The 26035-nt window shown below is 62.7% G+C and carries 20 protein-coding genes; 15 read left to right on the forward strand and 5 right to left on the reverse strand.

Going from position 1 to position 26035, the window contains the following annotated elements:
• Nucleotides 1-12 precede the first annotated feature (12 nt).
• The 4 genes from AB4Y44_RS13330 to AB4Y44_RS13345 all read left to right on the forward strand — a co-directional run bounded on the left by AB4Y44_RS13330 (nucleotide 13) and on the right by AB4Y44_RS13345 (nucleotide 6709).
• Nucleotides 13-1473, forward strand: a complete 1461-nt coding sequence (locus AB4Y44_RS13330; RefSeq protein ID WP_368699819.1) for a mechanosensitive ion channel domain-containing protein — start codon at nucleotides 13-15, stop codon at nucleotides 1471-1473.
• 135 nt (nucleotides 1474-1608) lie between these two features.
• Entirely contained in the window at nucleotides 1609-2028 is a 420-nt protein-coding gene (locus tag AB4Y44_RS13335) for a heme-binding protein (RefSeq protein ID WP_368687054.1), read from the forward strand.
• 25 nt (nucleotides 2029-2053) lie between these two features.
• The gene (locus AB4Y44_RS13340; protein ID WP_368699820.1) at nucleotides 2054-3775 is read left to right on the forward strand and encodes an FAD-dependent oxidoreductase; all 1722 of its coding nucleotides are present in this window, start codon (nucleotides 2054-2056) and stop codon (nucleotides 3773-3775) included.
• Between the two features lie 48 nt (nucleotides 3776-3823).
• On the forward strand, nucleotides 3824-6709 hold the full coding sequence (locus tag AB4Y44_RS13345) for a winged helix-turn-helix domain-containing protein (protein ID WP_368699821.1): 2886 nt from the start codon (nucleotides 3824-3826) through the stop codon (nucleotides 6707-6709).
• Between the two features lie 34 nt (nucleotides 6710-6743).
• Here AB4Y44_RS13345 and AB4Y44_RS13350 read toward each other — a convergent pair whose 3' ends face one another.
• Entirely contained in the window at nucleotides 6744-7676 is a 933-nt protein-coding gene (locus AB4Y44_RS13350) for a helix-turn-helix domain-containing protein (protein ID WP_368699822.1), read from the reverse strand.
• A 238-nt stretch (nucleotides 7677-7914) separates the two neighbouring features.
• Here AB4Y44_RS13350 and fdnG point away from each other — a divergent pair, with 238 nt between their 5' ends.
• The 3 genes from fdnG to AB4Y44_RS13365 are packed head-to-tail and all read left to right on the forward strand — an operon-like array spanning nucleotide 7915 to nucleotide 12553.
• Nucleotides 7915-10983 (forward strand): formate dehydrogenase-N subunit alpha, encoded by a 3069-nt coding sequence (fdnG, locus tag AB4Y44_RS13355; RefSeq protein ID WP_368699823.1) that lies wholly within the window; start codon nucleotides 7915-7917, stop codon nucleotides 10981-10983.
• A gap of 9 nt (nucleotides 10984-10992) precedes the next feature.
• A complete protein-coding gene (gene fdxH / locus AB4Y44_RS13360) occupies nucleotides 10993-11916 on the forward strand; it encodes a formate dehydrogenase subunit beta (RefSeq protein ID WP_368699824.1) in 924 nt (307 codons plus the stop codon).
• Nucleotides 11903-12553 carry a formate dehydrogenase subunit gamma gene (locus AB4Y44_RS13365; RefSeq protein ID WP_368699825.1) on the forward strand — a complete coding sequence of 217 codons (651 nt, stop codon included), beginning with the start codon at nucleotides 11903-11905 and terminating at the stop codon, nucleotides 12551-12553. Before fdxH ends, AB4Y44_RS13365 begins: the two co-directional genes overlap by 14 nt.
• An 18-nt stretch (nucleotides 12554-12571) precedes the next feature.
• Here AB4Y44_RS13365 and AB4Y44_RS13370 read toward each other — a convergent pair whose 3' ends face one another.
• The 4 genes from AB4Y44_RS13370 to AB4Y44_RS13385 form a co-directional block, all read right to left on the reverse strand.
• Nucleotides 12572-12712 (reverse strand): hypothetical protein, encoded by a 141-nt coding sequence (locus AB4Y44_RS13370; RefSeq protein ID WP_368699826.1) that lies wholly within the window; start codon nucleotides 12710-12712, stop codon nucleotides 12572-12574.
• 14 nt (nucleotides 12713-12726) lie between these two features.
• Nucleotides 12727-13725 carry a cytochrome d ubiquinol oxidase subunit II gene (gene cydB / locus AB4Y44_RS13375; RefSeq protein ID WP_368699827.1) on the reverse strand — a complete coding sequence of 333 codons (999 nt, stop codon included), beginning with the start codon at nucleotides 13723-13725 and terminating at the stop codon, nucleotides 12727-12729.
• A gap of 41 nt (nucleotides 13726-13766) precedes the next feature.
• Nucleotides 13767-15161, reverse strand: coding sequence for a cytochrome ubiquinol oxidase subunit I (locus tag AB4Y44_RS13380; RefSeq protein ID WP_368699828.1), 1395 nt, complete (start codon nucleotides 15159-15161; stop codon nucleotides 13767-13769).
• A 216-nt stretch (nucleotides 15162-15377) separates the two neighbouring features.
• The gene (locus AB4Y44_RS13385) at nucleotides 15378-15671 is read right to left on the reverse strand and encodes a response regulator transcription factor (protein WP_368699871.1); all 294 of its coding nucleotides are present in this window, start codon (nucleotides 15669-15671) and stop codon (nucleotides 15378-15380) included.
• Between the two features lie 494 nt (nucleotides 15672-16165).
• On the opposite strand from AB4Y44_RS13385, the gene AB4Y44_RS13390 reads away from it, so the two are divergent.
• The 8 genes from AB4Y44_RS13390 (at nucleotide 16166) to AB4Y44_RS13425 (ending at nucleotide 25996) form a co-directional block, all read left to right on the forward strand.
• Entirely contained in the window at nucleotides 16166-16615 is a 450-nt protein-coding gene (locus AB4Y44_RS13390) for a DUF3331 domain-containing protein (protein WP_368699829.1), read from the forward strand.
• Between the two features lie 231 nt (nucleotides 16616-16846).
• Nucleotides 16847-19003: an FUSC family protein gene (locus AB4Y44_RS13395; RefSeq protein WP_368699830.1), complete on the forward strand. Its 2157-nt coding sequence runs from the start codon at nucleotides 16847-16849 to the stop codon at nucleotides 19001-19003.
• On the forward strand, nucleotides 19000-20502 hold the full coding sequence (locus tag AB4Y44_RS13400) for an efflux transporter outer membrane subunit (protein WP_368699831.1): 1503 nt from the start codon (nucleotides 19000-19002) through the stop codon (nucleotides 20500-20502). Before AB4Y44_RS13395 ends, AB4Y44_RS13400 begins: the two co-directional genes overlap by 4 nt.
• The gene (locus tag AB4Y44_RS13405; RefSeq protein ID WP_368699832.1) at nucleotides 20486-20689 is read left to right on the forward strand and encodes a DUF1656 domain-containing protein; all 204 of its coding nucleotides are present in this window, start codon (nucleotides 20486-20488) and stop codon (nucleotides 20687-20689) included. Before AB4Y44_RS13400 ends, AB4Y44_RS13405 begins: the two co-directional genes overlap by 17 nt.
• Nucleotides 20690-20731: 42 nt before the next feature.
• Nucleotides 20732-21694, forward strand: a complete 963-nt coding sequence (locus AB4Y44_RS13410; RefSeq protein ID WP_368699833.1) for a biotin/lipoyl-binding protein — start codon at nucleotides 20732-20734, stop codon at nucleotides 21692-21694.
• 128 nt (nucleotides 21695-21822) lie between these two features.
• The gene (locus AB4Y44_RS13415) at nucleotides 21823-23256 is read left to right on the forward strand and encodes an aldehyde dehydrogenase family protein (RefSeq protein ID WP_368699834.1); all 1434 of its coding nucleotides are present in this window, start codon (nucleotides 21823-21825) and stop codon (nucleotides 23254-23256) included.
• 45 nt (nucleotides 23257-23301) lie between these two features.
• The gene (locus AB4Y44_RS13420; RefSeq protein WP_368699835.1) at nucleotides 23302-23757 is read left to right on the forward strand and encodes a (2Fe-2S)-binding protein; all 456 of its coding nucleotides are present in this window, start codon (nucleotides 23302-23304) and stop codon (nucleotides 23755-23757) included.
• A gap of 1 nt (nucleotide 23758) precedes the next feature.
• Nucleotides 23759-25996 carry a molybdopterin cofactor-binding domain-containing protein gene (locus tag AB4Y44_RS13425; RefSeq protein WP_368699836.1) on the forward strand — a complete coding sequence of 746 codons (2238 nt, stop codon included), beginning with the start codon at nucleotides 23759-23761 and terminating at the stop codon, nucleotides 25994-25996.
• The last annotated feature ends 39 nt before the right edge of the window (nucleotides 25997-26035 follow it).

Here is a 26035-nt window from a genome sequence, read left to right on the forward strand (position 1 = left end):
CCGGGAGCCCGTGTGGACAATCCGCTGATCTTCGGCTTTGCACTGGTGGCCATCGACGTCGCGGTGTGGCGCAGCGCCGTGCCGCGCAACGAAGTGGCGAGACTCCTCACGCGGCTGTGCATCTATGGGGCGCTGAGTGCGCTGCTGTTCAGTTCGGGGCTGAGTCCTTTCTCCCAGCCGCCGTTCGAAGGCTCGCGCGCGCTGCATGTGGCGGGTGCGGTGCTCGAGATCATCTGGTGGCTGACCGGCGCGCGCCTTTTGAGCATCGTGCTCGATACCCTGTTCCTGCCGGAGACGTGGCGCCGTCAACGGCTCTTCGAAGACGTCTTCGGCGCGGTTGCCTTTCTCGCCGCCATGGTTGCCTCGCTGGCTTTCGTGCTCGAACTGCCGGTGCGTGGTCTCGTTGCCACGTCTGGCGCGCTTGCGATCGTTCTGGGCCTCGCGATCCAGAGTACGCTCAGCGACGTCTTTGCGGGCATCGTGATCAATACCACCGAGCCATATGAAGTCGGCAACTGGGTTTCCATCGACGGCGTGGAGGGCAAGGTGCTGGAGATGAACTGGCGCGCGACGCATTTGCTGACCGGGCAGGGCGACGTCATCATCGTGCCGAACGCCGTGGCCGCGAAGGCGAAGATCACCAACAGCAGCCGCCCCGCGGCGCTGCACGGCCTGACCATCACGCTCGAAATCACGCCCGAGGCGCGGCCCGGTGTCGTACTCGATGCGCTCCGTCTCGCGCTCGAAGGCGTGCGCGCGGTGCTCGCCGACCCGGCGCCGTCGGTGCTCGTGAAGGGGGCGGGCGTCCAGTCGCTCTCTTACGAAGTGACCGCCTTTGTCGACGACATGGGCAAGAAGGCCGCGGTGTCCAACGAGCTTTACGATCTTTGCTATCGCCATCTCGCTGCGGCCGGGGTCGACCTCAGAGCCGGCGATTCCCGCCCGCGCGACCCGGCGGAGGGCTCGGGCGATGGGCGCATCGACGTGCTGCGCCGCGTTCAACTGTTCGCCGCCTTGCCGCTCGCGGAGCTCGCGCGACTCGCACAAGCGCTGTCCTGCCACGCCTACGAAGCGGGCGAGGTGCTGATCACGGCGGGCAGCGTGTCCGACGCGCTCATGATCGTCGATTCCGGCGTGCTCTCCGCGGTGGCCAGCAAGGGAGCGGAACAGATCGAGGTGGCGCGGTTCGGGCCGGGCGAAACGTGTGGCGAAGATGGCTTGCTTGCGGACCTCGCGGCACGCGTGACGGTCACGGCCCTCACGAATGGCGTAATCTATCGCGCCAAAAAAGACGCACTGACGCCCCTCTTCAAGAACTACCCGCACATCGTCCAGTCGATGTGCGGACTGCTTTCACGTCGTCAACAGACGCTCGACCGGATGGGCACGTCAAAGCCTGCCGCCCAGTCGGAAGAGTCGTTCTTTCAGTGGCTGATCGACAGAGTCCGCGAACTGCATGACCTGACGTTTTGAGTCGTGCAACGCGGCATCGGCGTTGTCCCGTTGCAAGGTCTTTTGCGCACTCGCAGGGGATCCGGCGCGAATCAGCCTGTTTGATTATCGTTGGCAGTGCGTCACACGACACGGTACGGATAATCGAGGGGCGACATGCCACGATCCTACGATAGCCTCACGCTGGACGATGCGAAGAAGATGGTTGGCGCCGCGGAGGCGCGAGCCACGAGCCTTGGCATCGCGTACAACATCGCGGTGGTCGACGCGGGCGGGCATCTGATCGCGTTTCTTCGCCAGGACGGCGCGCTGATCGGCAGCATCGATCTTGCGATCGACAAGGCGGCGACCGCCCGGATCTTCGACACGGCGACCGCCGATCTGGCGACGCTCGCCCAGTCGGGCAAGCCGCTCTATGGCATACAGGAATCCAACGCCGGCAAGGTGGTGATCTTCGGCGGTGGCATTCCGATCGTTTTCAAAGGCAATGTCATTGGCGCGGTGGGCACGAGTGCGGGAACCGTCGAGCAGGATATCGAGGTTGCCGAGGCGGCGCTCGCTGCGCTCGACTTCTGAACGCGCATGGCGAAATGAGGCATCGATGGAAAACGACCAGCCGGAAATGACCCGCCCGACGGATACCGATGTGCCGATCTCGGTGCTGTCGAGCCCGCAGGAACAGATGTTCCCGCTGCTGCGGGAGCGCGAAATAGAAAGGGCGCGCGCGTTCGGCACGGTGATGCAGTGGCAGGCCGGCGAACTGATGTTCTCGATGGGACACACGGCGCCGGGCCTCGTCGTCATGCTCGAGGGGCATGTGCGCGTGATCCGGCGCGATGCGCTGGGACGTGTCCATCGCACCTTCGAGTATCGTGCGCGTCAGTTCATGGGAGAGATCGCCCAGCTGTTCGACCATCCATGCCTTGGCGACGGCGTCGTCGTCGATGACACGACCGCCATCGTGATTCAGTCGGAGGATCTACGCAGGCTGCTTGTCATGGAGGCCGAACTCGGCGAGAAGATCATGCGCGCGCTGATTCTGCGGCGCGTCGGCTTGATCGAGCGCGGCAGCGGCCCCGTGCTGATCGGCGAATCGACCGACGCCCGCCTGATCGCGCTGCAGGATCTGCTCAGACGAAACTCGTATCCGTATTCGCTGATCGACGCGCGCGAAGATCCCGAAACTGTGTCGCTGCTGCAACGCATCTCGGCAACCGAGGCCGATTTCCCGGTCGTCGTCTGTCCGGACGGCACGGTGCTGCGCGCACCGGATGAGAGTGAGCTTGCGACGCGGCTTGGCTGGTTGCCCGATTTCGACCCCGGGCATGTCTACGACGTGCTGATCGTCGGCGCCGGGCCCGCTGGGCTGGCGGCGGCCGTGTACGCGGCTTCCGAGGGTTTGTCGGTGGCGATGTTCGACAGCTGGGGCCCCGGAGGTCAGGCCGGCACGAGTGCCCGGATCGAGAACTATCTGGGCTTTCCGGCCGGCATTTCCGGCGAAGCGTTGACCGGCCGCGCCTTCATGCAGGCACAGAAGTTCGGCGTCCATATTTCGATTCCGACGCGCGTCACTTCGCTTTGTTGCGATGGCGTCCCGCTCGCGGTGGAGCTCGACGGCGGCAAGCGCATTGCTTCGCATACCATAGTGATCGCCTGTGGCGCCGTCTACGCGCGACCGGACATAGAAGGCCTCGAGCGCTTGACGGGCCGGGGCGTGTTCTTCGGATCGTCGCCGGTCGAGGCGAAACTGTGTCAGGGGCTGGAAGTCGTGGTCGTGGGCGGCGGCAACTCTTCCGGACAGGGTGTGGTGTATCTGGCGTCTCATGCCCGGCATGTGCACCTCATCGTGCGCGATCACAGTCTTGCGGAGCATATGTCGCAGTACCTGATCGACCGGATCGCCCGGCTACCCAACGTGACGCTCCATACCGACACGCAAGTGACCTCACTCGCCGAGGACGACGGCGGGCTCGCCGGTGTCAGGTGCGAAGGCGCGCAAGGTGAACTTTCATTCAGCGTACGGCATCTCTTTCTCTTCACCGGCGCACAGCCGAACACCCAATGGCTCGACGGGTGCCGCATCGAGACCGATGCCAAAGGCTTCGTGCTGACGGGCACAGAGGTGCATGGCGCGCGCGACGAACGCGGCCACACCCTGGAAACGAGCGTAAGCGGCGTGTTTGCGATCGGCGACGTGCGCTCGGGATCGACCAGGCGCGTGTCGGCCGCGGTCGGCGAGGGCGCAGGCGTGGTGCCGCAAATCCACGGCATTCTGCCCGAACGGCAATCGCGCGCGCAGGAGGCGATCCGGCGGGTCGTGTGACCATGCTGGTATATTGGCTGGTGTCAGCCAGATATCAGGTGAAGCGTGGTGGCCAATCATCCGGATGCCGCGGGCGAATCCTTTCTGTTCGGCTCTTTCGAGCTCATACCCGCGCAGCGGATGCTGTTCAATGGCGGCAGTGCGGTGCGGGTGGGCAACCGCGCGCTGGAGATTCTCGTTGCGCTCGTGGAGCGTGGCGGCGAACTGGTCACGAAGCAGGAATTGATGGCGCGGGCCTGGCCGAACACCGTGGTCGAGGAAAGCAACCTCAAGGTGCAAATCGCCGCGTTGCGAAAGGCGCTAGGCGAAGGTCCGCACGACCAGCGTTATCTAACCACGGTGGTGGGGCGCGGCTATCGCTTCGTCGCGCCGGTGAAACGGGCATTGTCCGCGCCGGATGAGGCGCATGGCTGCGCAGAGCCTCGCCTCGGCAACCATGTTCCGCTGGCACTGGTGCGCCCGCTCGGGCGCGCGTCCGACATTCAGGCGCTTCTTGAACCCTTGCTCAACGCGCGGCTCGTGACCGTTGCGGGTCCGGGCGGAATCGGCAAGACGACGGTGGCGCTGGCGCTCGCGCGGCAAATGGCCGAAGCGGGCGAGCACGAGGTCTGGTTCGTCGATCTCTCCACGATTGCCGACGCGCATCTCGTGCCCAATGTCGTCGCGGCGGCGTTGGGATTGGCCGTGCATTCGAACGACGTCGCCTCGGCGCTGGCGAGCTATTTCGCGCTGCGCGAGCGCCCACAGCTCGTCGTGCTCGACAGTTGCGAGCACGTCATCGAAGCCGCCTGCGCCATCGTCGAGCGTATCGTTTGCGCCTCACCGCGGGTGCTGGTGCTCGCCACCAGCCGCGAGCCTCTGGCGGCGGCCGGCGAGCACGTGTACCGCCTCGAGCCGCTAGCCAGCCCGCTTGCCACCGAGGGGCTGACCGCAGACGTTGCGCTGCGCTATCCGGCGGTGCAACTGTTCATGGAGCGTGCGAGCGCGAGGCGCGGCGGCTTCGAACTCGACGACGACGACGCGCCCGTGGTCGGCGAAATTTGCCGCCGGCTCGACGGCATCGCGCTGGCGATCGAACTCGCGGCCACGCGTCTCGATGCATTCGGCGTGCGCGAATTGCTGGGCTTGCTCGACGACCGCTTTTTCGCGCTCGGGCAGGGGCGGCGCACGGCCCCCGAGCGGCACCGGACACTGGCCGCGATGCTGGACTGGAGTCATCAATTGCTGCCCGAGGTCGAGCGTGTCGTCTTGCGCCGCGTCGGGATATTCGCGGGCAGCTTCATGCTGCGTTCGGCCGAAGCCGTGGCGACCGGAGACGGCATTTCCAGCCGCGACGCGATCGATGCGATGGCGAGCCTCGTGGCGAAGTCGATGGTCGCGGCGGACGTGCGCGGCGAAACCGTGCATTACCGGCTGCTCGACTCGACGCGCGACTATGCGCGCGGCAAGCTTGCCGAGGCGGGCGAACTGGACACGGTCGCGCGCCGTCACGCCGGACATTTCCTCGACATGTACACGCGCGCCGAGGATCAGTGGAGCACGCAACCGGAACGCCGCTGGGTGGAGGAGCATTTGCGCGCGATCGACGACGTGCGCGCGGCGCTCGACTGGGCGTTTGCGGGACACACCGAGGCGGGGCTTGGCGCGGCGCTCACGGTAGCGGCCATCCCGGCGTGGCTGCGCCTGTCGTCGCTCGAGGAGTGCCGCAAGCGCGTGCAGCAGGCGTTGTCGGGCATCGATGGCGGCTCGCCCGCATTCGAGCGCTATCGCATGAAGCTTCATACGGCGCTGGCTGCAGCGGCCATGTACACGTGCGGCATGATTCCCGAGGTCGACGCCGCATGGAAAACGGCATTGACGATTGCGCGAGCGCTCGATGACAAGGAATATCAGTTGCGCGCATTGTTTGCCGGCTGTTGCGCGCTGGTTTATGCAGGCAAGCATCGCGCAGCCGACGCACTGCTCGAAGACTTCCGCTTCGTGGCGCAGGGGTCGGGCAACGCCGTCGCGCTTTCGGATGGCGACAGGCTCACCGCGTTCACCTGGCATCACATGGGCAAGCAGGCTGAAACGCGCGAACATCTCGAGCGCGTGCTGAGCCGCCACCTCGCGCCGCTTCAGCGGCCGCAACTCTCGCCAATCCACGTCGACTGGCGCAACGGCTCCAGAACCATCCTGTCCAACGTGTTGTGGCTTCAGGGCCTGGCCGATCAGGCGCTGCGACTGGAACACGAAGCAAGAAGCGACGCGCAGGCCAGTGGCCACCCGTTGACGCTCGGCTATGTGCTCGCGCTTGCATCGGTGCCGATCGCCCTGCAGGTGGGCGATCTGATCGCGGCTCGAGCCCATCTCAAGCTTTTGCAGGACCACCTCGCAAAGCATGGGCTCGTCATTTTCGAAGCGATGGCATGTTGCCTGCAAGGCGCAGTGCTGATCGAGTGCGGCGAGCCGTCCGGTCTGCCGATACTGCGTGCCGGGCTGGAACAGTTCAGGCGCGAGCATATCGGTCTGCGCTATGCGATGTACGCGGGATTCTACGCGCGCGGGCTGCGCGCCTTTGGTCGCAACGTGGAGGCGCGCGCGGTCGTCGAGGAAGCACTGGATTGGGCGAACGCGCACGACGAGTTGTGGTGCATGCCGGAGCTGTTGCGCATCAAGGGAGAAATACTCGAAGAGACCGACGCACTCGATATGCTAGGCCTGTCTGAGCGCCTGTATCAGCAGGCAATCGAGCTTTCATATCAGCAAGGCGCACTGTCCTGGGCGCTGCGCGCGGCAACCAGCCTCGCTCGACTGGGCCACAGGCTTGGCAAGACGCATCACGCCCAAACCGTGCTGGTTTCCGTCTATGAGCAATTCGCCGAAGGGTTCGAGACGGCGGACCTCAAGGCGGCGCAAGCGAAGCTGGACGGTCCGCGCAGAACGCACGTGTAGCGCGTCAGCGCGTTAGCGTGCCGGGCGCGGCGCGTCATGCGACGTTGGCAAAGTCGCGCGCTCCCAGGCGCACCGTCGCCCCGTGCTTGCCGCGCCAGCGATGCGGCGTATCGTCGACGTGGCGTCGAAACACGGTCGTGAAGTGCGCCTGCGTACGGAATCCCACGCTAAACGCAATATCGGCGACCGTCGACTTCGTGGTGGCGAGCAGCGTTTGGGCGTGCTCGATGCGTCTGCGAAGGATGAACGTATGCGGCGAGGTGCCCGTCGCGGCGCGAAAGCGCGCCGCAAAGTGCATGGGCGACAGACCGACCGCCGCGCCCAGTTCGGCCGATGTCATGCTCTGGTCGATACGCTGGTCGATGAAATCGATTGCCATCTTCACGCGCCACGCCTCGAGCGGCGAGACAGAGGGCGCGCGAGCGGGTTTGATGGTGGCGCGCAGGACCATGATTTCGAGCAGGCGCGCGAGAATGGACAACATGATGCCGTCCGCGTAAAACGTGCTCGTGGAGGATTTGCCGTGAATCGCGCGCAACAGCGTGCCGGTCAGCTTGAAGACTACCGGATCGCGAAGATGCTGCGGCTCGGACAAAACGGAGTCGATATCGGGCACCTCGTCGTTGTCGAGCCACTCGGTGAGCCAGTATGGGGGGACATGAAGATGAAGGAAGTCGCTCGGCGTCGCGAAACGCGCATCGATCTGGGAACCGGCGGGGATCACGAGTACCGCGCCTCGATCGACGACGCCGTCATGAAATGATACGCCGTCTATCGCCAGCGTCAGGAGCGACTGGTTCAGGCAAAGCGCGACGAGAATGCACTGGCTGTCGATGCGCGTGCCCCATGCCTTGGGTGTCGCGCTCGTCCAGCGCAGCACTTCAGGAAGATCGAGGCCGCGATCCGGGTCACACGATATGGTTTCCGATGACCTCGCATACTGGCCGATGAGAAGTGGCGCGTTCATGGATCTCTCCTCCGTGTCCGTGCGGGAACCTGTCTGCAAGATATCGCGTGGCGGCCGGCGCGGGTAGTCTACGGGGGTATGGGCCGGGGCCGTGGAACCTCCGCAGTATTAAACGAAGGTATAGGAAAGCACTGAAACAAAAAAAGCGTGCGTTCAGAAAATACGTGGGGACGGGTATCGGGAACAATGACTTGTGTCGTGCCTTCGTGCGGCCACGAGCAGATCCTCGGGGGAGTCCATGGATAACCTGACCCGGCGCCAGTTCCTCAAGCTCACTGCAACCACATTGGCGAGTTCGAGTCTCGCACTCACCGGGTTTTCGCCCGCCACCGCGCTGGCGGAGGTGCGCCAATACAAGCTCATGCGCACTACGGAGGTGAGAAACACCTGCACGTACTGTTCGGTAGGCTGCGGGATCCTGATGTACGCGCTCGGCGACAACGCCAAAAACGCCAAAGGCAGCATCATCCATATCGAAGGCGACCCCGACCACCCTGTGAATCGCGGCACGCTGTGTCCGAAGGGCGCGAGTCTGCTCGACATCGTGCACAGCGAAGCGCGGCTCAAACTGCCCGAATACCGCGCGGCGGGTTCCGACAAATGGGTGCCCATCTCCTGGAACGACGCGTTCGACCGCATCGCCGCGCTGATGAAAGCCGACCGCGACGCGAATTTCATTCATCGAACGGACGAGGGCAAACTCGTCAACCGTTGGACCACCACAGGATTTCTCGCCGCTTCGGCCGCGAGCAACGAGGCCGGCTATCTGACCCATAAGGTGGTACGCAGCCTGGGGATGCTCGCATTCGACAATCAGGCGCGTGTCTGACACGGCCCGACGGTGGCAGGTCTTGCCCCGACGTTCGGCCGCGGTTCGATGACGAATCACTGGGTGGATATCCGCAATGCCGATGTCATTCTGGTCATGGGCGGCAATGCGGCCGAGGCGCATCCATGCGGATTCAAATGGGTGGTCGAAGCGAAGGCGCATCGCGGCGCACAGCTCGTGGTGGTCGATCCACGCTTTACGCGCACCGCTTCGGTGGCGGACTACTATGCGCCGATCCGCACCGGAACCGATATCGCTTTTCTGGGCGGCGTCGTCAACTACCTGCTGACGAACGACAAGATCCAGCACGAATATGTGACGCACTACACCGATTTCAGCTTCATCGTGAGGGAGGACTTTGCGTTCGCCAACGGGCTCTATTCGGGCTACGACGCCGGCAAGCGATCGTATGACAAGAGCACCTGGGAATACGAGCTCGACGAAGCCGGATTCGTGAAGACCGACGCCACGCTCGCGCATCCGCGCTGTGTCTATCAGTTGATGAAAGGGCACTTCTCCCGTTACACGCCGCAGATGGTGGAAAGAATCTGCGGCACACCGCAGGAGAAGTTCGTGCACGTTTGCGAAATCCTCGCCAGCACGGCGGTGCCCAATCGGGCCGGGACGCTGCTGTATGCGCTCGGCTGGACGCATCACTCGATCGGCTCGCAGATCATCCGCACGGGCGCCATGGTCCAGCTGCTGCTGGGCAACATCGGCATCTCGGGCGGCGGCGTGAACGCTTTGCGCGGCCACTCCAATATTCAGGGGTTGACCGACCTCGGACTATTGAGCGAGATGCTGCCCGGTTACATGGTGTTGCCGTGGGAAGACGAACAGGACTATGAGGCGTATATCGAGCGCCATGCACTGAAGCCTCTGCGGCCCAATCAATGGAGCTACTACCAGAATTACCGGGCTTTTTTCGTCAGCATGATGAAGTCATGGTGGGGCGACGCCGCGACGAAAGACAATAACTGGGCCTACGACTATCTGCCCAAGCCGGATAAAACCTATGACCTGATTCAAAACGTCGAGTCGATGAGCCAGGGAAAGATGACGGGCTACATCTGCCAGGGTTTCAACATGATTGCTTCGGCGCCGAACAAGGCCAAGGTCTTCGAGGGGCTGTGCAAGCTCAAGTGGCTCGTCGTCATGGACCCGCTCGCCACGGAAACGTCCGAATACTGGAAGGACTTTGGCGACTATCACAAGGCCGATCCAGCGCAGATCCAGACCGAGGTGTTCCGGTTGCCGACCACCTGTTTTGCGGAAGAAAACGGTTCGGTGGTCAGTTCCTCGCGCGTGCTTCAGTGGCACTGGAAGGGCGCCGAGCCGCCCGGTGACGCGCTCGGCGATGCCGAGATCATGTCGAACATCTTCGTGCGGATGCGCGAGCGGTATCGCAACGAAGGCGGAGCGTACGCCGACCCGATACTGAAGCTCAACTGGCCCTACGCGGACCCGCAAAGCCCCACGCCCGAGGAACTGGCCAAAGAGTACAACGGTTCGGCGCTGTCGGACCTCGGCGATCCGCACAACGTCGGCGCGATGGTCGTGAAGGCCGGCCAGCAACTCTCGGGCTTCTCGCAGCTTCGCGACGATGGCAGTACCGCGAGCGGATGCTGGATCTTTTGCGGCGCGTGGACGGAGGCGGGAAACATGATGGCCCGCCGCGACAATAGCGATCCCACCGGTATCGGGCAGTCGCTTGGCTGGGCATGGGCGTGGCCCGAGAATCGAAGAATCCTCTATAACCGGGCTTCCTGCGACCTGGATGGACAACCCTTCGATCCGAGCCGGACGATCCTCAAATGGAATGGGCGCCAATGGAGCGGCGCGGATATCGCCGACTACAAGGAAGACGAAGCGCCCTCGCTTGGCATGGGGCCGTTCATCATGAACCCGGAGGGCGTCGCGCGCTTTTTCGCACGGCGGCAGATGAACGAAGGACCGTTCCCCGAGCACTACGAGCCCTTCGAAACGCCCATTGGTTTCAATCCGCTGCATCCGGACCATCCCGACGTCACGAACAATCCGGTTGCGCGCGTATTCGCGCGTGACAGGAGGGATTTCGGCACGGCCGCCGAGTATCCGTACACGGCCACGACGTACCGGTTGACCGAGCATTTCCACTTCTGGACCAAGCATGCGCGCCTGAACGCCATCATCCAGCCGGCGCAATTCGTCGAGATCGGCGATGAACTCGCCGATGAACTGCGGATTGTTTCGGGCGATAGCGTGAGGGTGTCGTCGAAGCGCGGTTACATCGTTGCGATCGCCCTCGTGACGAAGCGCATCCGGCCGCTCATGGTGGATGGCAAAAAGGTTCACACGGTAGGCGTGCCGCTGCATTGGGGCTATAAGGGGCTCGCCAAACCCGGCTATCTCGCCAATACCCTGACTCCATCGGTCGGCGACGCCAATACGCAGACGCCCGAATTCAAGTCTTTCCTCGTCAAGGTCGAAAAGGTATGAGGTGCAAACGTGTCCCTGCAATCACTGGATATCAGGCGGCTGTCCGCCACGACCGTGCCACCGCCCGGCGACCGGGTTCCGGTTACCGGCACGGTGGCCAAGCTGATCGACGTTTCGAAATGCATCGGGTGCAAGGCATGTCAGACCGCCTGCATGGAGTGGAACGACCTGCGAGACGAGATTGGCGAGAACGTCGGGGTCTACGACAACCCGCGTGATCTATCGGAGCACTCGTGGACCGTGATGCGCTTCACGGAATATGTGAATCCCAAGGGCGACCTGGAGTGGCTCATCCGCAAGGATGGCTGCATGCACTGCGAGGATCCCGGGTGTCTCAAGGCCTGCCCGTCGCCGGGCGCCATCGTGCAGTACACGAACGGCATCGTCGACTTTCATGAAGAGAATTGCATTGGCTGTGGCTACTGCATAGCCGGATGTCCGTTCAATATTCCGAGGCTCTCGAAGACCGACCACCGCATGTACAAGTGCACGCTCTGCTCGGATCGTGTCGCGGTCGGGCAGGAGCCTGCCTGCTCGAAGACCTGTCCGACCGGGGCGATCATGTTCGGCACCAAGGAAGACATGAAGGCACAGGCCGCCGATCGAATCGTGGATTTGAAGCGGCGCGGTTTCGAGCATGCCGGGCTCTATGATCCGGCCGCGGTCGGTGGCACGCACGTCATGTATGTCCTCCATCACGCGGATCAGCCTTCTCTCTATCACGGTCTGCCCGACCGGCCCCGCATCAATCCGCTCGTCATGGTGTGGAAGAGTGTTGCCAAGCCGCTGGCGCTGGCGGTGCTGTTTCTCACGCTGCTGACGACCTTTTTTCACTACGTCCGGATCGGGCCGAACCGGGTGCACGAGTCCGACGAGGAAGCGGCGCGCGCTGAGATAGAGGCCAGCCAGGGGGCAAAAGATGAACAGCACTGACCGCAGGCCCGATCTCCTGATCGAGCGTTATAACGCCAACGAACGCACCATCCACTGGATCACGGCACTGAGTTTCGTCTTGCTCGCGTTGTCGGGGCTTGCGCTGTTTCATCCGGCCATGTTCTGGCTTTCGGCGCTGTTCGGCGGTGGCCAGTGGATGAGAATCCTGCATCCGTTCATCGGCCTCGTCATGTTTTCGGCGTTCTCTTGCCTTGCGATGCGCTACTGGCGCCACAACCTCATCGAACTCAGCGACATTCAATGGCTGCTGCGCATCCTGCAGATTCTCCAGAATCGCGAAGAAGGACTGCCCGAGGTGGCCCGCTACAACGGCGGCCAGAAGATGCTGTTCTGGACGCTGTTGCCATGCATGATCGCGCTGCTGCTGTCGGGCATCGTCATCTGGCGGCGCTATTTCTCGGCGTACTTCGCCATTGACGTCCTGCGCTTCGCCGCGCTGGTTCATTCGCTCGTTGCGTTCGTCCTGATCCTGGCGATCATGGTGCATATCTACGCCGGAATCTGGATCGACGGCACGCTCGGTGCGATGCTTCACGGCTATGTCACGCCGGGGTGGGCGAGAAAGCACCACCCGCGGTGGTTCCGGTCGGTGATCAAGTCACAGCATCTGAAATGATCGGGCGTTCAGCCGCCATCAACGCTGCAGCGCAACGACAAGAAAATGAAAGGGCATGGCGAGCAGGACGGTGAAAACGAAGCCGAGCAGCCAGAGTATGGCGAACCACGTCATACGCTTGCCGAGGGTGGGCTGCTCTTCGTGCGGGGTATCCAACATGGTTCTCTCCTCCGTCAATGATACTGGCTGCCTTGCTGGACTTTGCCGCGAAATACCCAGTAGCCCGCCGTCGTATACACGACAATGATCGGGATGATGATCACGGCGCCCACGAGCGCAAATATCTGGCTCGACCGCGGTGAAGCCGCTTGCCACAACGTCACGGAACGAGGAATGGCATACGGCCAGATGCTGAGCAGCAGGCCAAGATAGCCAAGAAGGATCAGGGCATTGCAAAGCAGGAAGGGTGCGAAATCGGAGCGCCTCTTGACTGCCCGATACATGGCGACCGCCGTTACCGCAACGAGAATCGGGACCGGGTAAAGGCCGTAGCGGAACGACGAACTAAACCATCGCGCGGCGACTTCGGCATCCGTGAGCGGCGTCCAGATGCTCACGGCGACGATGAACGCCAGCAACGCGAGTGTCATGGGCCAAACGATCCCGAACAGGCTGTCCTGCAGATCGCCCTCCGTCTTCATGACGAGGTAGGTGGCGCCCTGTAGCGCATAGGTGACCATGAGGCCCATGCCGGTGAGGAAGCTGAAGGGGGACACCCAGAAGAACGGGTCCCCCGAGAAGACGCCGTCTTTCACGGGAATGCCCTGCAGGTAGGAGCCGAGGATCACGCCCTGGAAGAATGCGGCGCCGGCAGACCCGCAGATGAAGGCGAGACTCCAGAGGTTTTTCGTCCGGTTGGCCTTGCCGCGCAACTCGAATGAGACGCCGCGGAAAATCAGGCACACGAGCATGAAGATGATCGGCAAATAGAGCCCCGAGAGCGCGACGGCGTACACCATGGGAAAGGCGGCGAACAACGCCGCGCCGCCCAATACGAGCCACGTCTCATTGCCGTCCCATACGGGGGCGATGCTGTGCATCAGCATGTCGCGGATCGTGTCGGAGGGGAAGAACGGGAAAATCATCCCGATGCCCAGATCGAACCCGTCGAGGACGATATACATGAAAAGACCGATGGCGATAATGGTTGCCCAGACTACCGTGACATCCATGGCAGGCTCCTGAAGGATTGCGCATCTGGTTTGGCGTACGACTACTCGGTGGCCGCGGCGAGCGGACGGCGGCCGCCCACGCCGGGGTGCTCCGCGACATTGGGGGGCGCCGGGGGTTCGCTTTCCAGAGGCGGACCGGCGTAGATGAGCTTGAGGATGTAATAGACGCCCGTGCCGAAGACGAGCACATAAACCATGAAGAACACCAGCAGGGAAACGCCCGCGCTTTGGGAGGTCAAAGGCGAGACGGCATCTCTGGTTCGCAATACGCCGAATACGACCCAGGGCTGGCGGCCCGCTTCGGTGGTGATCCAGCCGGCAATGAGGGAGACGATACCCATTGGGCCCATGATGACGGTGAGCCATTGGTAGGCGCGAAACTCGAAGAGTCTTTCGCTGCGTCGCAGGAGCGCGCCCACGAGCGCCGTCAGGATCATCAGTACCCCAAGGCCCGCCATGATCCGGAACGTCCAGAAAATCAGGCTCGAATTCGGGCGGTCTTCTTTGGGAAATTCCTTTAGCCCGAGAATTTCACCATCCCAGCTATGCGTGAGGATCAGGCTGCCGAGATGGGGAATCCGGATCGCGTAGCGCGTCACTTCCGCGTTCATGTCGGGAAAGCCGATCAGATTGAGCGCCGTGCCGCCTTTTTCCGTTTCCCATAGACCTTCGATCGCGGCGATCTTGACGGGCTGATAGCGACGGGTGTTCAAGCCATGCTGGTCGCCGACAAAAGCCTGTATCGGAGCGAGAAAGAGGAGCAACCAGAGCGCCATCGAATACATGGTCTTGACTTCGGGGTCGCGCCGCCCGTGCAGAAGATGCCACCCGCCTGTCCCGGCAACGACCAGCGCAGCGACGATAAACGCTGCGATCGTCATGTGCGCGAGGCGATAAGGAAACGACGGATTGAAAATGACGGCGAGCCAGTCCACGGGCACGACATGACCGTCTTCGATGCTGAATCCCTGGGGGGTTTGCATCCAGCTGTTGGACGCCAGAATCCAGAACGTGGAGATGAGCGTACCGATGGCAACGAGCAGCGTGGCCGCGAAGTGAGCCTTCGCGCCCACCTTTTCCCAACCGAACAGCATGATGCCCAGAAATCCGGCTTCGAGAAAGAAGGCGGTCATCACCTCGTAGGTGAGAAGCGGACCGGTGATCGGGCCGGCAAAGCGCGAGAAACCCGCCCAGTTCGTGCCGAACTGATAGGCCATGACGACACCCGAAACGACGCCCATGCCGAAGCCGACGGCGAATATCTTCGCCCAGTACATCGACAATGCCTTGTAATGCGGCTTGCCGGTTTTCAGGTAGCACGCCTCGAGGACCGCAAGGAAACTCGCGAGGCCGATACTGAGCGCGGGAAAAATGATATGGACGGATACGGTGAAGGCAAACTGAAGCCGTGACAGATCGAGCGCGTTGGCGTCCATCGTGAGCCCCTTCTAGCAGGATGAGCGGACCGCATCCGGTCCGACATCAGCACACTAGCGCGCCACGACAGCGTTGGAAACACTACCGCGGTATGCGACATGCGGCACGCAATGCCACTGACCTATACCGTCGTATAGGGATGAAGCACAACTGGCGTCAAAGCGAGAGATGGCACGAGGCGATGGAGCGAAGCGATCGAAGTGACAAGCGGGATTTCAGGCCTTGCCGACCGCCTGTCGAACCTTCTGGAGTATGACGCTCGAGTCGACTGGCTTCTCGAGATAGGCGAGTGCGCCGTTGGCGAGCGCCGCGGTCTCGTCCTGCGCGGTTGGGTAAGCGGTAATGAAGATCGTTGGCGGCGCAATGCCTTGCGAGCGCAACTGGGCATGCATTTCCAGGCCCGACATGCCCGGCATGGTGACGTCCGAGATGAGGCACCGTGTATTCGGCACGGCGCCTGAACGGAGGAACGCGTCGGCTGAGTCGAAAGTCAAGACTTCCCATCCCATGGCTCGAATGAGACTCTCGATTGATTCCCGAACCGACTCGTCGTCCTCGACTATCGAGACAAGAGCGACTGGAGTCACGCGATCCCTCGGACGGACTGCCCAGGCGGAGTGCGGCAGTCCTGCAGGTTGTTAGACTTTCGCATTGCAGAATAGTCCGGCATCAGGGGCGCGGTAACCATACGAAAGTATAAAAGTGCACGAGGAATTGGCGATTCCTTTCAGTCAGCCGACTCGAAGGCGTGCGCAAGCACTGTGCCCACTGTGCCCCCGGTGAGTATATAGCCGTTATTTACGTCAGGGCCAATGGAGCCAGTCGAAAGCGTTCCTCCAGCACGGAATTAAACGAAGGTATAGGGTTGCGGAAAATTCATGCGCGCGGCACAACCCTTTGTAGGGCTGTCTCATCGCGACGATCGGCGATACCTTGGTGACACGCAGGACCGGTTCATCGAATCGGCTCGCAGGACGTGATTGCCGAGAGCAAGGAGGCGTCGATGTTGACCAACACAAACTTCGTCGATCCGTGGATTCGCACGATAGGTCTGCTGTCCATTCCGGGGACGTCGGAAATCGTCGACGTGGAGCCCGTTCTTCTTGCGAAATGCCGGCACCGCGCGGAAGCCGTTGTTTCGGACTGGCGTCCATTCGTGCGTATCATCGACCGGCCAAGCGCACATTCGATGACGATCGACTGGCGCGATCCGACCAAATGCTGCTACCGGGAGCAGCTGTGGGTGGCCGCGCATTCGCGGGTGAGCGGCCGTTGCGCGATGAGCGGCAAGTCGATCGCGCCAGGCGACGAGATCTTTCGTCCGCGCCCCACGAGACCGGCGCCGAGGAACGTCGGCGCGATGATTCTCGCTTCAGCCGTGGACGCCTGCTACCCGTACGGCGCGCAGGAAGAGTGGAACGTAGACGCCTCTGGATTAACGGCGTTACGTTAAAAGGAGATTTGCTTTCAAGGTAGTCAATGAATGGCAATCCTTCCATTCCGACGCATTGGATAGCGCAATTGATCGATCGGCAGTCACGAATCGCCGTTGTTCCAGAATATTCCTCGCCATTTCACGAAAGAGGCGGCCCGTTGATCGCGCTAATATAAATGCCAGAACGATTCCGAACGATCGAGTGGAGGAGTCGTACGGCGCGCGGTTGACGGGTGAGGTCAAGCGGACATGATGACGACCTGGGAGGGCTTGCGCAAAGAATTTGCCGACGTGTACGGCGACGAGCTGCCGCGTATCGTGCACGCGTTCAAGGCTGCGCTGGCCGTGATCATGAGCATGCTGATATGCATGCGGCTCGAACTACGCGCACCCGGCACGGCCATGGTCTCGGCGGTGATCGTGATGTTCCATCAGCAAAGCGGAATGGTGATCGCGCGCGCGTTTTATCGGACCCTGGGCATTATCTGTGGATGCTTTGCAGGACTGGTACTGATCATCCTGTTCGCGCAGCAGCCCGGTCTTTTCCTGGGCGGTCTCGCAATCTGGGTCGGGCTCTTCGTCGCCGGGGCTTCGTACTATAAGAACTATCAGTCGTACGGCTTCGTGTTGTCCGGCTATGCCGCGTGTATTACCACGGTGCCCGAGTGGTCGACGCCCTATGACGTGACGTACAACATCATCTATACGATCAGCGAAGTCCTCATTGGTGTGGCGAGCGGCAGTCTCGTGAGTGCGCTGGTTTTTCCGCAGAGGGTCGTGCCCGCGCTCACCAAATGGCGTGCAAACGCGATGACGCTATTGTTGAACTCGCTGCGCGGCGCGGTGCGCGGCGAGCCTGGGTATGAACCGGTTGAAACCTACCTCAAGCTGGTTCGCGAGAGCGCAACGATGGAGGGATTGCGCACGGCTGCCGTGTTTGAAGAGCCGGAAATGCGTTTGCGCGACGAGGGGCTCCTGGAGCTGGACAAGACATACCTCGGTGTCGTCACGCGCATCTTTTCCGTCTTCCGTGCGCAGCGCAACTCGGCGAATACAGGCAAGGCGCTTCGCCCGATCATTGACGCGATATTCGGCAAGGTGGCGAATGTCATTGCGAACGAAAATGCCGACTGCCTGGAAACGGCGAGCGGGCTCCAGCGCATGATCGAGAGATTGAGCGCACTGGAGGCGTCGTTGCTGCTTTATCTCGACCGCAGGACGAGCGGCAACGAACAGCAGGACGAATCCGGTTACGAGGCTATCGCCATGGTCGCGGCCGAGGCCTGGTCGGCGGTCGTGGCGCTCCGCCTGTTCTGCAATACCTGCAAGGTACTGCTCGATCCGCCGAGAGTACGGCTCACGCAGCCCGTCGCGGAAGCGGTCGCGTTCATTCGCAGCGTTCCGCTGCATACGAGTGGCTTTACGGCGGCGATAGCGGGCTTGCGCGCGGCGCTGGCGGTGGCAGTCGTCGGATACGCGTGGGTGCTCTCGGGATGGGACAACGGCTATAGCGCTGTCGTGGCGGCAGGCATTACCAGTGGATTCTTTTCATTGAGCCCGACACCAGCCGTCGCGAGCTGGCAAGTCTTTGTCGGATGCCTGATCGCGTGGATCGTTGGCTTTGGCGTGAACTTCTTCGTGATGCCCGCATTGGGCGACGACGTCACGCTGTTCGCGCTGTGTCTGGGCATCGTGCTGTTGCTGGGCAGCTACGTCAATACGTTTCCGCGTGTCGCGCTTTTCGGCGCTGGGTTCAACATTTACTTCTGTTATGTGCTCACACCAACGAACGTCGCGGTCTACAACCCGCCTTATATTCTCGACCGCGGATTCGGCCTGCTCATCGGCATCGGTGTCTCCGCCGTCGCCTTTTCTCTCGTGGTTTCGCGAGAAGGCGCCTGGATGGCGAGCCGCTCCGCGACGCGGATTCGCTCGATCGTGGAGCGCGCGGCGCGCGATCCTGTCGATACGAACGACGCCATACAGGTCGGAATCGCAATGCGCGACCTGATCGTGCATATCTCGACGTTGCCGCACGTCACCCCGATCGAACTGCAGCGCGCCACGAGTTGGGCCTTCGACCAGCTATGGCTCGTCAACACGTTGATGAAGGTGCGCAACCTCGAATTCACGCAGCCAGATCTGCTTCCGGCGGCGTGGGCCGACGCGCAGGCTGAATGGCTCAGCGCGATGGCGCGGCTGGCGCAGCGCGCCGATTCCGAATCGGTCGAAACGGCGCTGGCGGCGATCCGGCGGGCATTGAGCGTGCTGGCCGGCCCCCCTGGCGATCCGGCCTCGGACGAGTGCCGCGCGATACTGAAGATGCGCGCGAGGCTCTACTCGACCTGGGCCGCGCTGACCGACCAACTGCCGCGCCTCGGGGCAGTCACGGCGGCGGCGTCATGAGAGCCTGCGCGGTTTCCGGTGCTGGCGCGTTCGCGCTGCGTGTCGTGTCGTCGATCACGCTCGCGGTGCTCGCGGGCTGCATCGACGGCGCAGGAATCAAGCCCGAGGCGTCGTATATCGATCCCGCGGGCGTGGACGCGGGTAGTGCCATGCGCACCGCGGTCAGCGACGCGAACTGGCCCGCGAGCGACTGGTGGCTTGGCTGGCGCGACCCGCAGCTCGACATGTTGATGCAGCAGGCCGATAAGGGCAGCCCGACGCTCGCGATCGTCAGATCACGCGTCACCGCCGCGATCTGGCAGGCGCGCGCGGCGCATGCGGACGAACTGCCCGACATCGAGGGCGAGGGCCATTTCGCCCGCACGCGCTTCCCGCGCTACGCGACCCCTTCGCCGCCTGGCGGCACGACGGTCTGGAACAACGGCGCGGCGGTCACGCTTTCGTGGGACCTCGACTTCTGGGGCAAGAATCGGGCAATCGAGCAAGGCGCACTCAATCACGTGCAGGCCTCGGTGGCGGACGCCCAGTTCGCCAAAGTCGAACTCGAAGCGGCCGTTGCGCGCACCTATACGCGTTTCGCGCTTCAGGAAGCGCTGCTCGCGGTCTATCGGTCGATCAACGAGGAACAGGCGCGCAACCTGGATATCGCAGTCAAGCGCCGCGCGGCCGGCATTAGCGGCGAGATCGACGCGAGTCAGGCGAAAGCACAATACGAAGCAGGCCGCACCGACATCGCGCGCACGCTGAACGAAATCGCGCTTGCCCGTTTGCAGATTGCGTATCTGGTCGGCGAGGGGCCGGGTTTTGGCGATCGCCTAAAGGCGCCGACGCTGCCGGACAACGTTGCCACTGCGCTGCCTTCGGCCCTGCCCGCGGAACTAATCGGGCATCGCGCCGACGTCGTCGCGCAACGCTGGCGAGCCGCGGAAGCCGCGAAAAACATCGATGCCGCGCACGCGGACTTTTATCCCAACATCGATCTGGTCGCCAGCGCCTCGCTCGCCTCATTGGCGCCATTCGGCGGTTTCTTCAACTTCATCAATAGCGACGCGGTCGGACATAGCGTCGGCATTGCCGGGTCATTGCCGATCTTCGACGCGGGCCGCCGGCGCGCCAATTTCGGCGTGGCGAACGCCGAATACGACGACGCGGTGCTCAAATACAACGACACGGTGTTGTCCGCCATGCAGAGCGTCGCTCAGGACGTGACGTCGCTGCAGTCGCTCGACGTTCAGCAGCAATCGGCCGAAGCGGCGTGGCAATCGTCGCGGCGCGCCTACGATCTCGCGGTCAGCGGCTATCGAGGGGGCATCACCGAATATCTCGACGTGCTGGTGGCGCAAAAGATCATGCTCGAGCAAGAGCGGGATCTCACGCTGATCCATGCGCAACGCGTCGACGAATGGGTGTTGCTGATGAAAGACCTGGGCGGAGGCGCGCAGATCAACGCGCTTCCGGCCGGCGCCAAGGCAGGGGAAAGCGATGCCCGTGGAAATTGACCTGTACGGTTTTTTTGCGCCCACGCTGCTGCTCGTGTTTTTGGGGAGCGTCGTCGTATTCGTGGCGCTGGACATGTTTCTGGCGAAGGTCGGTGCCTATCAGTTCGCGTGGCATCCGGGCCTGTTCCGGGTTGCGGTCTTCGTCACGCTGTTTTGCGGTGCGGCGCTGATCGTCCAGAGAACGTAAAGACCGATGCCCCAGGGCCGCAGCATGAAAACGAGGCGATAGATGAACAAGCCGTATTTCATACGCTTTGCGACCACGCTGATCGTGGTCGTGATTGCGCTCGTGCTCATGCATGCGATCTGGGATCGCTATATGTATTCGCCGTGGACGCGAGACGGCCGCGTGAGGGCAAACGTCATCAATCTGTCGACCGACGTTTCGGGCATCGTGAAGGAAGTTCGGGTCAAGGACAACGCATGGGTTCACAAGGGCGACGTGCTCTACGTGCTCGATCCGGACCGCTTCGTCTATGCGCTGCAGCAGGCCGATGCCGATGTCGCGCGCGCGCAGGCGCAGCTGCTGCAGTCCGAGTCGCTTTCGAATGCGAGCCAGTACGAACTGAAGATGCGCAAGGATCAGGCGGCCAGGCGCGAGAAGCTCTCTGCCGATGTCGTATCGGAAGAGTTGCGTTCGGACTACGCCTGGCAGTCGCAGCAGTCCCAATCCACGCTCGATGCGGCGCGCGCCGCTCACGCGGCCGCCGAGGCGAGCCTCAAGGCGGCGCTCGTGCGCCGCGAGACCGCACGGCTCGACCTCGAAAGAAGCAGCGTGCGGGCGCCGACGGATGGCTACATCACGAACCTGAACCTGTTCCCGGGGGACTTCGCCACGGCGGGTGTCGCGCGCATGGCCATGATCGATTCCCATTCGTTCTGGGTGTATGGCTATTTCGAGGAAACGAAGATACAGGGCGTTCAGGTCGGCGACCATGCGATTGTCCGGCTGCTGGGCGCGAAGGTGGACATCGACGGGCATGTCGATAGCATCGCGAGCGGCATCGTGGATCGCGACAATCCCACGGGGCAGAGCGAACTGCTTGCGAACGTGGACCCGGTGTTTACCTGGATTCGCCTCGCCCAACGCGTGCCCGTGCGGATTCATCTGGATAACGTGCCGCGCAACGTTCATCTCGCGATGGGCATGACGTGCACGATTACGCTCAGCGCGGCAAAGCAGGCCGGATGACGCGAGCGTGGCGGCGCTTCGCGTCCCGTCCTCGTGGAGAGCGGACAATTTGCGTGTCTTCCAAAAAGACGCTCATGCGGCCGGTGGCTATGCTGGATCCGGTCGCCTTGAAAGAAGGAGAGCGCGTCATGTTGCAGGAGAGCTACCCGTACTACCTTGCGAACGAGGCAGTCGCCGCCAATACCGATCTGGAGGTGACGGACAAGTTCAGCGGCGAAGTCGCCACGTGCGTTGCGCTGGCCGACGCGAAAACGATCGACAAGGCCATTGGCTTCGCCGAAGCGGCAATGCCCGAGATGCGCACGTTTGCCCCCTATAGACGTCAAGCCGTGCTCGAGCACTGCGTGGCGCGCTTTCGCGAGCGCGCCGAAGAAATGGCGGTGGCGCTGTGTATCGAGGCGGGCAAGCCGATCAAGGATTCGCGTGGCGAGGTGAGCCGCCTGATCGACACGTTCAAGGTCGCGGCGGAAGAGTCGGTGCGCATCGGCGGCGAAATCATCAATCTCGAGATCTCGCAGCGTGCGAAGGGATACCAGGGCTATGTGAAGCGGGTTCCGATCGGTCCGTGCTCGTTTGTCTCGCCGTTCAACTTCCCGCTGAACCTCGCCGCCCACAAGGTGGCACCGGCGCTGGCCTGTGGCGTTCCGTTCGTGTTGAAGCCCGCGAGCCGCACGCCCATCGGCGCGCTCATCATCGGCGAGATCATGGCGGAAACCGATCTGCCCAAGGGCGCGTTTTCGATTCTTCCCGCCCATCGCGACGGCGCCGATCTCTTCACGACCGACGAGCGTTTCAAGCTGCTTTCGTTCACGGGTTCGCCGGGAGTGGGTTGGGAATTGAAGGCGAAAGCGGGCAAGAAGAAGGTCGTGCTCGAACTGGGCGGCAATGCGGCCGTGATCGTCGATGGCGATCAACAGGAGAAACTCGACTATGTCGTCGAGCGCCTCGCATTCGGCGCGTTCTATCAGTCGGGCCAAAGCTGCATTCACGTGCAGCGGATTCTCGTGCACGCTTCGCTTTATGACGAATTGCGCGAGAGGCTGATTGCAAAAACGAAATCGCTCAAGGCGGGAGACCCCAAGGACGAGGCGACCTTCGTCGGCCCGATGATATCGGTGTCCGAGTCGCGCCGGCTTGCGGGCTGGATGGAAAGCGCCGTGGCGGCCGGTGCGTCCATCATCGCGGGCGGGAAAGTGGAAGGCGCGATGTTCGAGGCGACACTCGTCGAGAACGTCGGGCGCGATACCAATCTCTACCGGAAGGAAGCGTTCGGGCCCGTGGCCATCCTCGAGAAATTCGACGATTTCGAAAAAGCGCTCGTCACGGTCAACGACAGTGATTTCGGGCTGCAGGCAGGCGTGTTTACCGATTCGCTCTCGCACGCGCACCGCGCGTGGGATGAACTGGATGTGGGCGGTGTGGTCATCAACGACATTTCGTCCTTCCGCGTCGACAACATGCCGTATGGCGGCGTGAAAGATTCGGGCATCGGGCGCGAAGGCGTGCGTTACGCGATCGAGGATATGACGGAGCTGCGGTTGATGGTCATGAAGCAGGGTTAAGCGCCGTGCATCGATTGCGCCGGAACGCACTGATCAGGAGTCTTGATGGTAACGCTTGAAGTCAACGGTCAACCGCGGACGGTGGACGCGCCGCCCGACATGCCTGTGCTGTGGGTGTTGCGTGACCTCGTCGGGCTCACGGGCACCAAATTCGGCTGCGGAATCGCGCAGTGCGGCGCCTGCACCATCCATGTCGATGGCGCCGCGGTCCGCTCGTGCGTCTATCCCGTTGGGGCCGTGGGCGAGCGCAAGATCACGACCATCGAGGCAGTGGGCGAGACACCCGCGGGAAGGCGGATTCAGGCCGCCTGGCGCAAGCTCGATGTGGTTCAGTGCGGTTATTGCCAGTCGGGACAGGTGATGCAGGCGGCGTCGCTGCTCGCGCAGAACGCGAACCCGAGCGACGCCGATATCGATGCGGCGATGGCGGGCAATATCTGCCGTTGCGGCACCTATAACCGCATTCGCGCGGCGATCAAACAGGCGGTCAAGGAGGCGTGACGTGTCGCAGGGACTCCTTGATGCGCAAAACGGTGAACCGCGAGACGAAGCGCAAAACGGCCTTACCCGCAGAGCTTTTCTGAAGTTCGGCGCGAGCGTGGCGGTGCTGGGCAGCGGCGGGTTGATACTCGGGTTCAGCTTGCCCGCGCGCAGCGAGGGCGACGTACGCAAGACGGTGATTGGCGGCGACGGCGTCGAGACGGCGCAGGGCGGTGTGCTTGCGCCGAATGCGTTCGTGCAGATCGACACGTCGGGGAAGGTGACGCTCATTATTCCGAAGGTCGAAATGGGACAGGGCGTGTACACCGCGATCCCGATGCTGATCGCAGAAGAGCTGGAGGTCCCGCTCGACAGCGTCACGCTCGACCACGCGCCGCCGAATGAGAAGCTGTTCTTCGACCCGTTGCTAGGCGGTCAGTTGACGGGCGGATCGACGTCGATCCGCTACGCGTGGGAACCGATGCGGCGCGCCGGCGCCACGGCGCGCGCACTGCTCGTCAACGCCGCCGCGCAGCAGTGGCAGGTCGACCCCGCGACGTGTCACGCGCAGAACGGCGAGGTCGTTGACGCCGCCACGAATCGCACGCTCGCCTATGGCCAACTCACGGAAGCCGCCGGCAAGCTGCCGGTGCCGGACGACGTCGAGCTGAAGGACCCGAAAGACTTCAAGCTCATCGGCACGACGGTGCGGCGGCTCGACTCGCCCGAAAAGGTGGACGGCAGCGCGATGTTCGGGCTGGATGTGCGGCTGCCCGGCATGGTGTACGCGGTGATCGTCAACTGCCCCGTGTTCGGCGGAAGACTCGCAGCGGTGGACGATAGCGCGGCCAGGAAGATCCCGGGCGTGCGCCAGGTCGTCAAGATCGACAATGGCGTGGCCGTGGTCGGCGACCATACCTGGGCGGCGAAGCGCGGCGCGGCGGCGTTGAAGATCGGTTGGGACGAAGGGGCGGGCGCGTCGGTATCGATCAAGACGATCGTCGACGATCTGGAGCGCGCTTCACAGGGCGAAGGCGCGATCGCGCGCAAGGAAGGGGACGTGGACGGTGCATTCGCAGGCGCGAAGACGCGTGTGGACGCGGTCTATCGTCAGCCATTCCTTGCGCACGCGACCATGGAGCCGATGAATTGCACGGTGCACGTGCAGCAGGATAGCTGCGATATCTGGGTCGGAACGCAAGTGCCGACGCGCGCGCGTGACGCCGGAGCGAAGATCACCGGACTGCCGGCGGACAAAGTCGTGGTGCACAACTTCCTGCTCGGCGGCGGATTCGGGCGGCGCCTCGAGGTGGATGGCGTGACCCAGGCGGTGAAAGTCGCGAAGCAGGTGGACGCGCCCGTCAAGGTGACGTGGACGCGCGAAGAGGACATCCAGCACGACATGTACCGCCCGTACTACTACGATCGTATTTCGGCGGGTCTCGACGAGCATGGCAAACCGGTGGCCTGGCGGCATCGCATTGCCGGATCGTCGATTCTTTCGCGTTTCGCGCCTTCGACGATCAAGAACGGCGTCGACCCCGACGCGGTGGAAGTGGCGGCCGCGCTTCCCTATGACTTGCCGAATCAGCTTGTCGACTACGTGCGGCAAGAGCCGGAAGCGGTCCCGACTGCATTCTGGCGAGGTGTCGGCCCCACGCGCGGTACGTTCGTCGTCGAAAGCTTTATCGACGAGCTTGCGGTCCAGACCAAAACCGATCCCGTGCAGTATCGCCGCGATCTGCTCGCCAAGTCGCCGCGCGCGCTGAACGTGCTCAACATCGCCGCCCGGCTTTCGGGTTGGGGAAGCGCATTGCCGAAGGGCCAGGGGCGAGGCGTTTCCGTCATGCACGCCTTTGGCAGCTATCTGTCGATGGTCGCCGAGGTTACGGTCGAGCAGGGTGAGGTGCGCGTGAATCGTGTCGTGTGCGCCGTGGATTGCGGGATGTTCGTCAACCCGAACACGGTGGAGGCGCAGATTCAGGGCGGCGTGATCTTCGCCATCACGGGCGCGCTTTACAGCGAGGTGACGATTGAACGGGGACGCGTGCTGCAAAGCAATTTTACGGACTACCGGATACTGCGCATTCATGAGGCGCCCGAAATTCTCGTGCATATCGTCAAGAGCGGCGAAGCGCCAGGCGGAATCGGCGAGCCCGGCACGTCGGCGGCGATGCCCGCTATCGCTAATGCAATTTATGCGGCAACCGGTAAGCGTTTGCGCGATCTGCCGGTGGGCAGGCAGTTGCAGCCCGTATAGACGGAGGCCAACAGTGAGAACGGCGTTGAAGGCATTCGT

The organism is Paraburkholderia sp. BR10937 (assembly GCF_040965695.1).
Classification (GTDB): domain Bacteria; phylum Pseudomonadota; class Gammaproteobacteria; order Burkholderiales; family Burkholderiaceae; genus Paraburkholderia.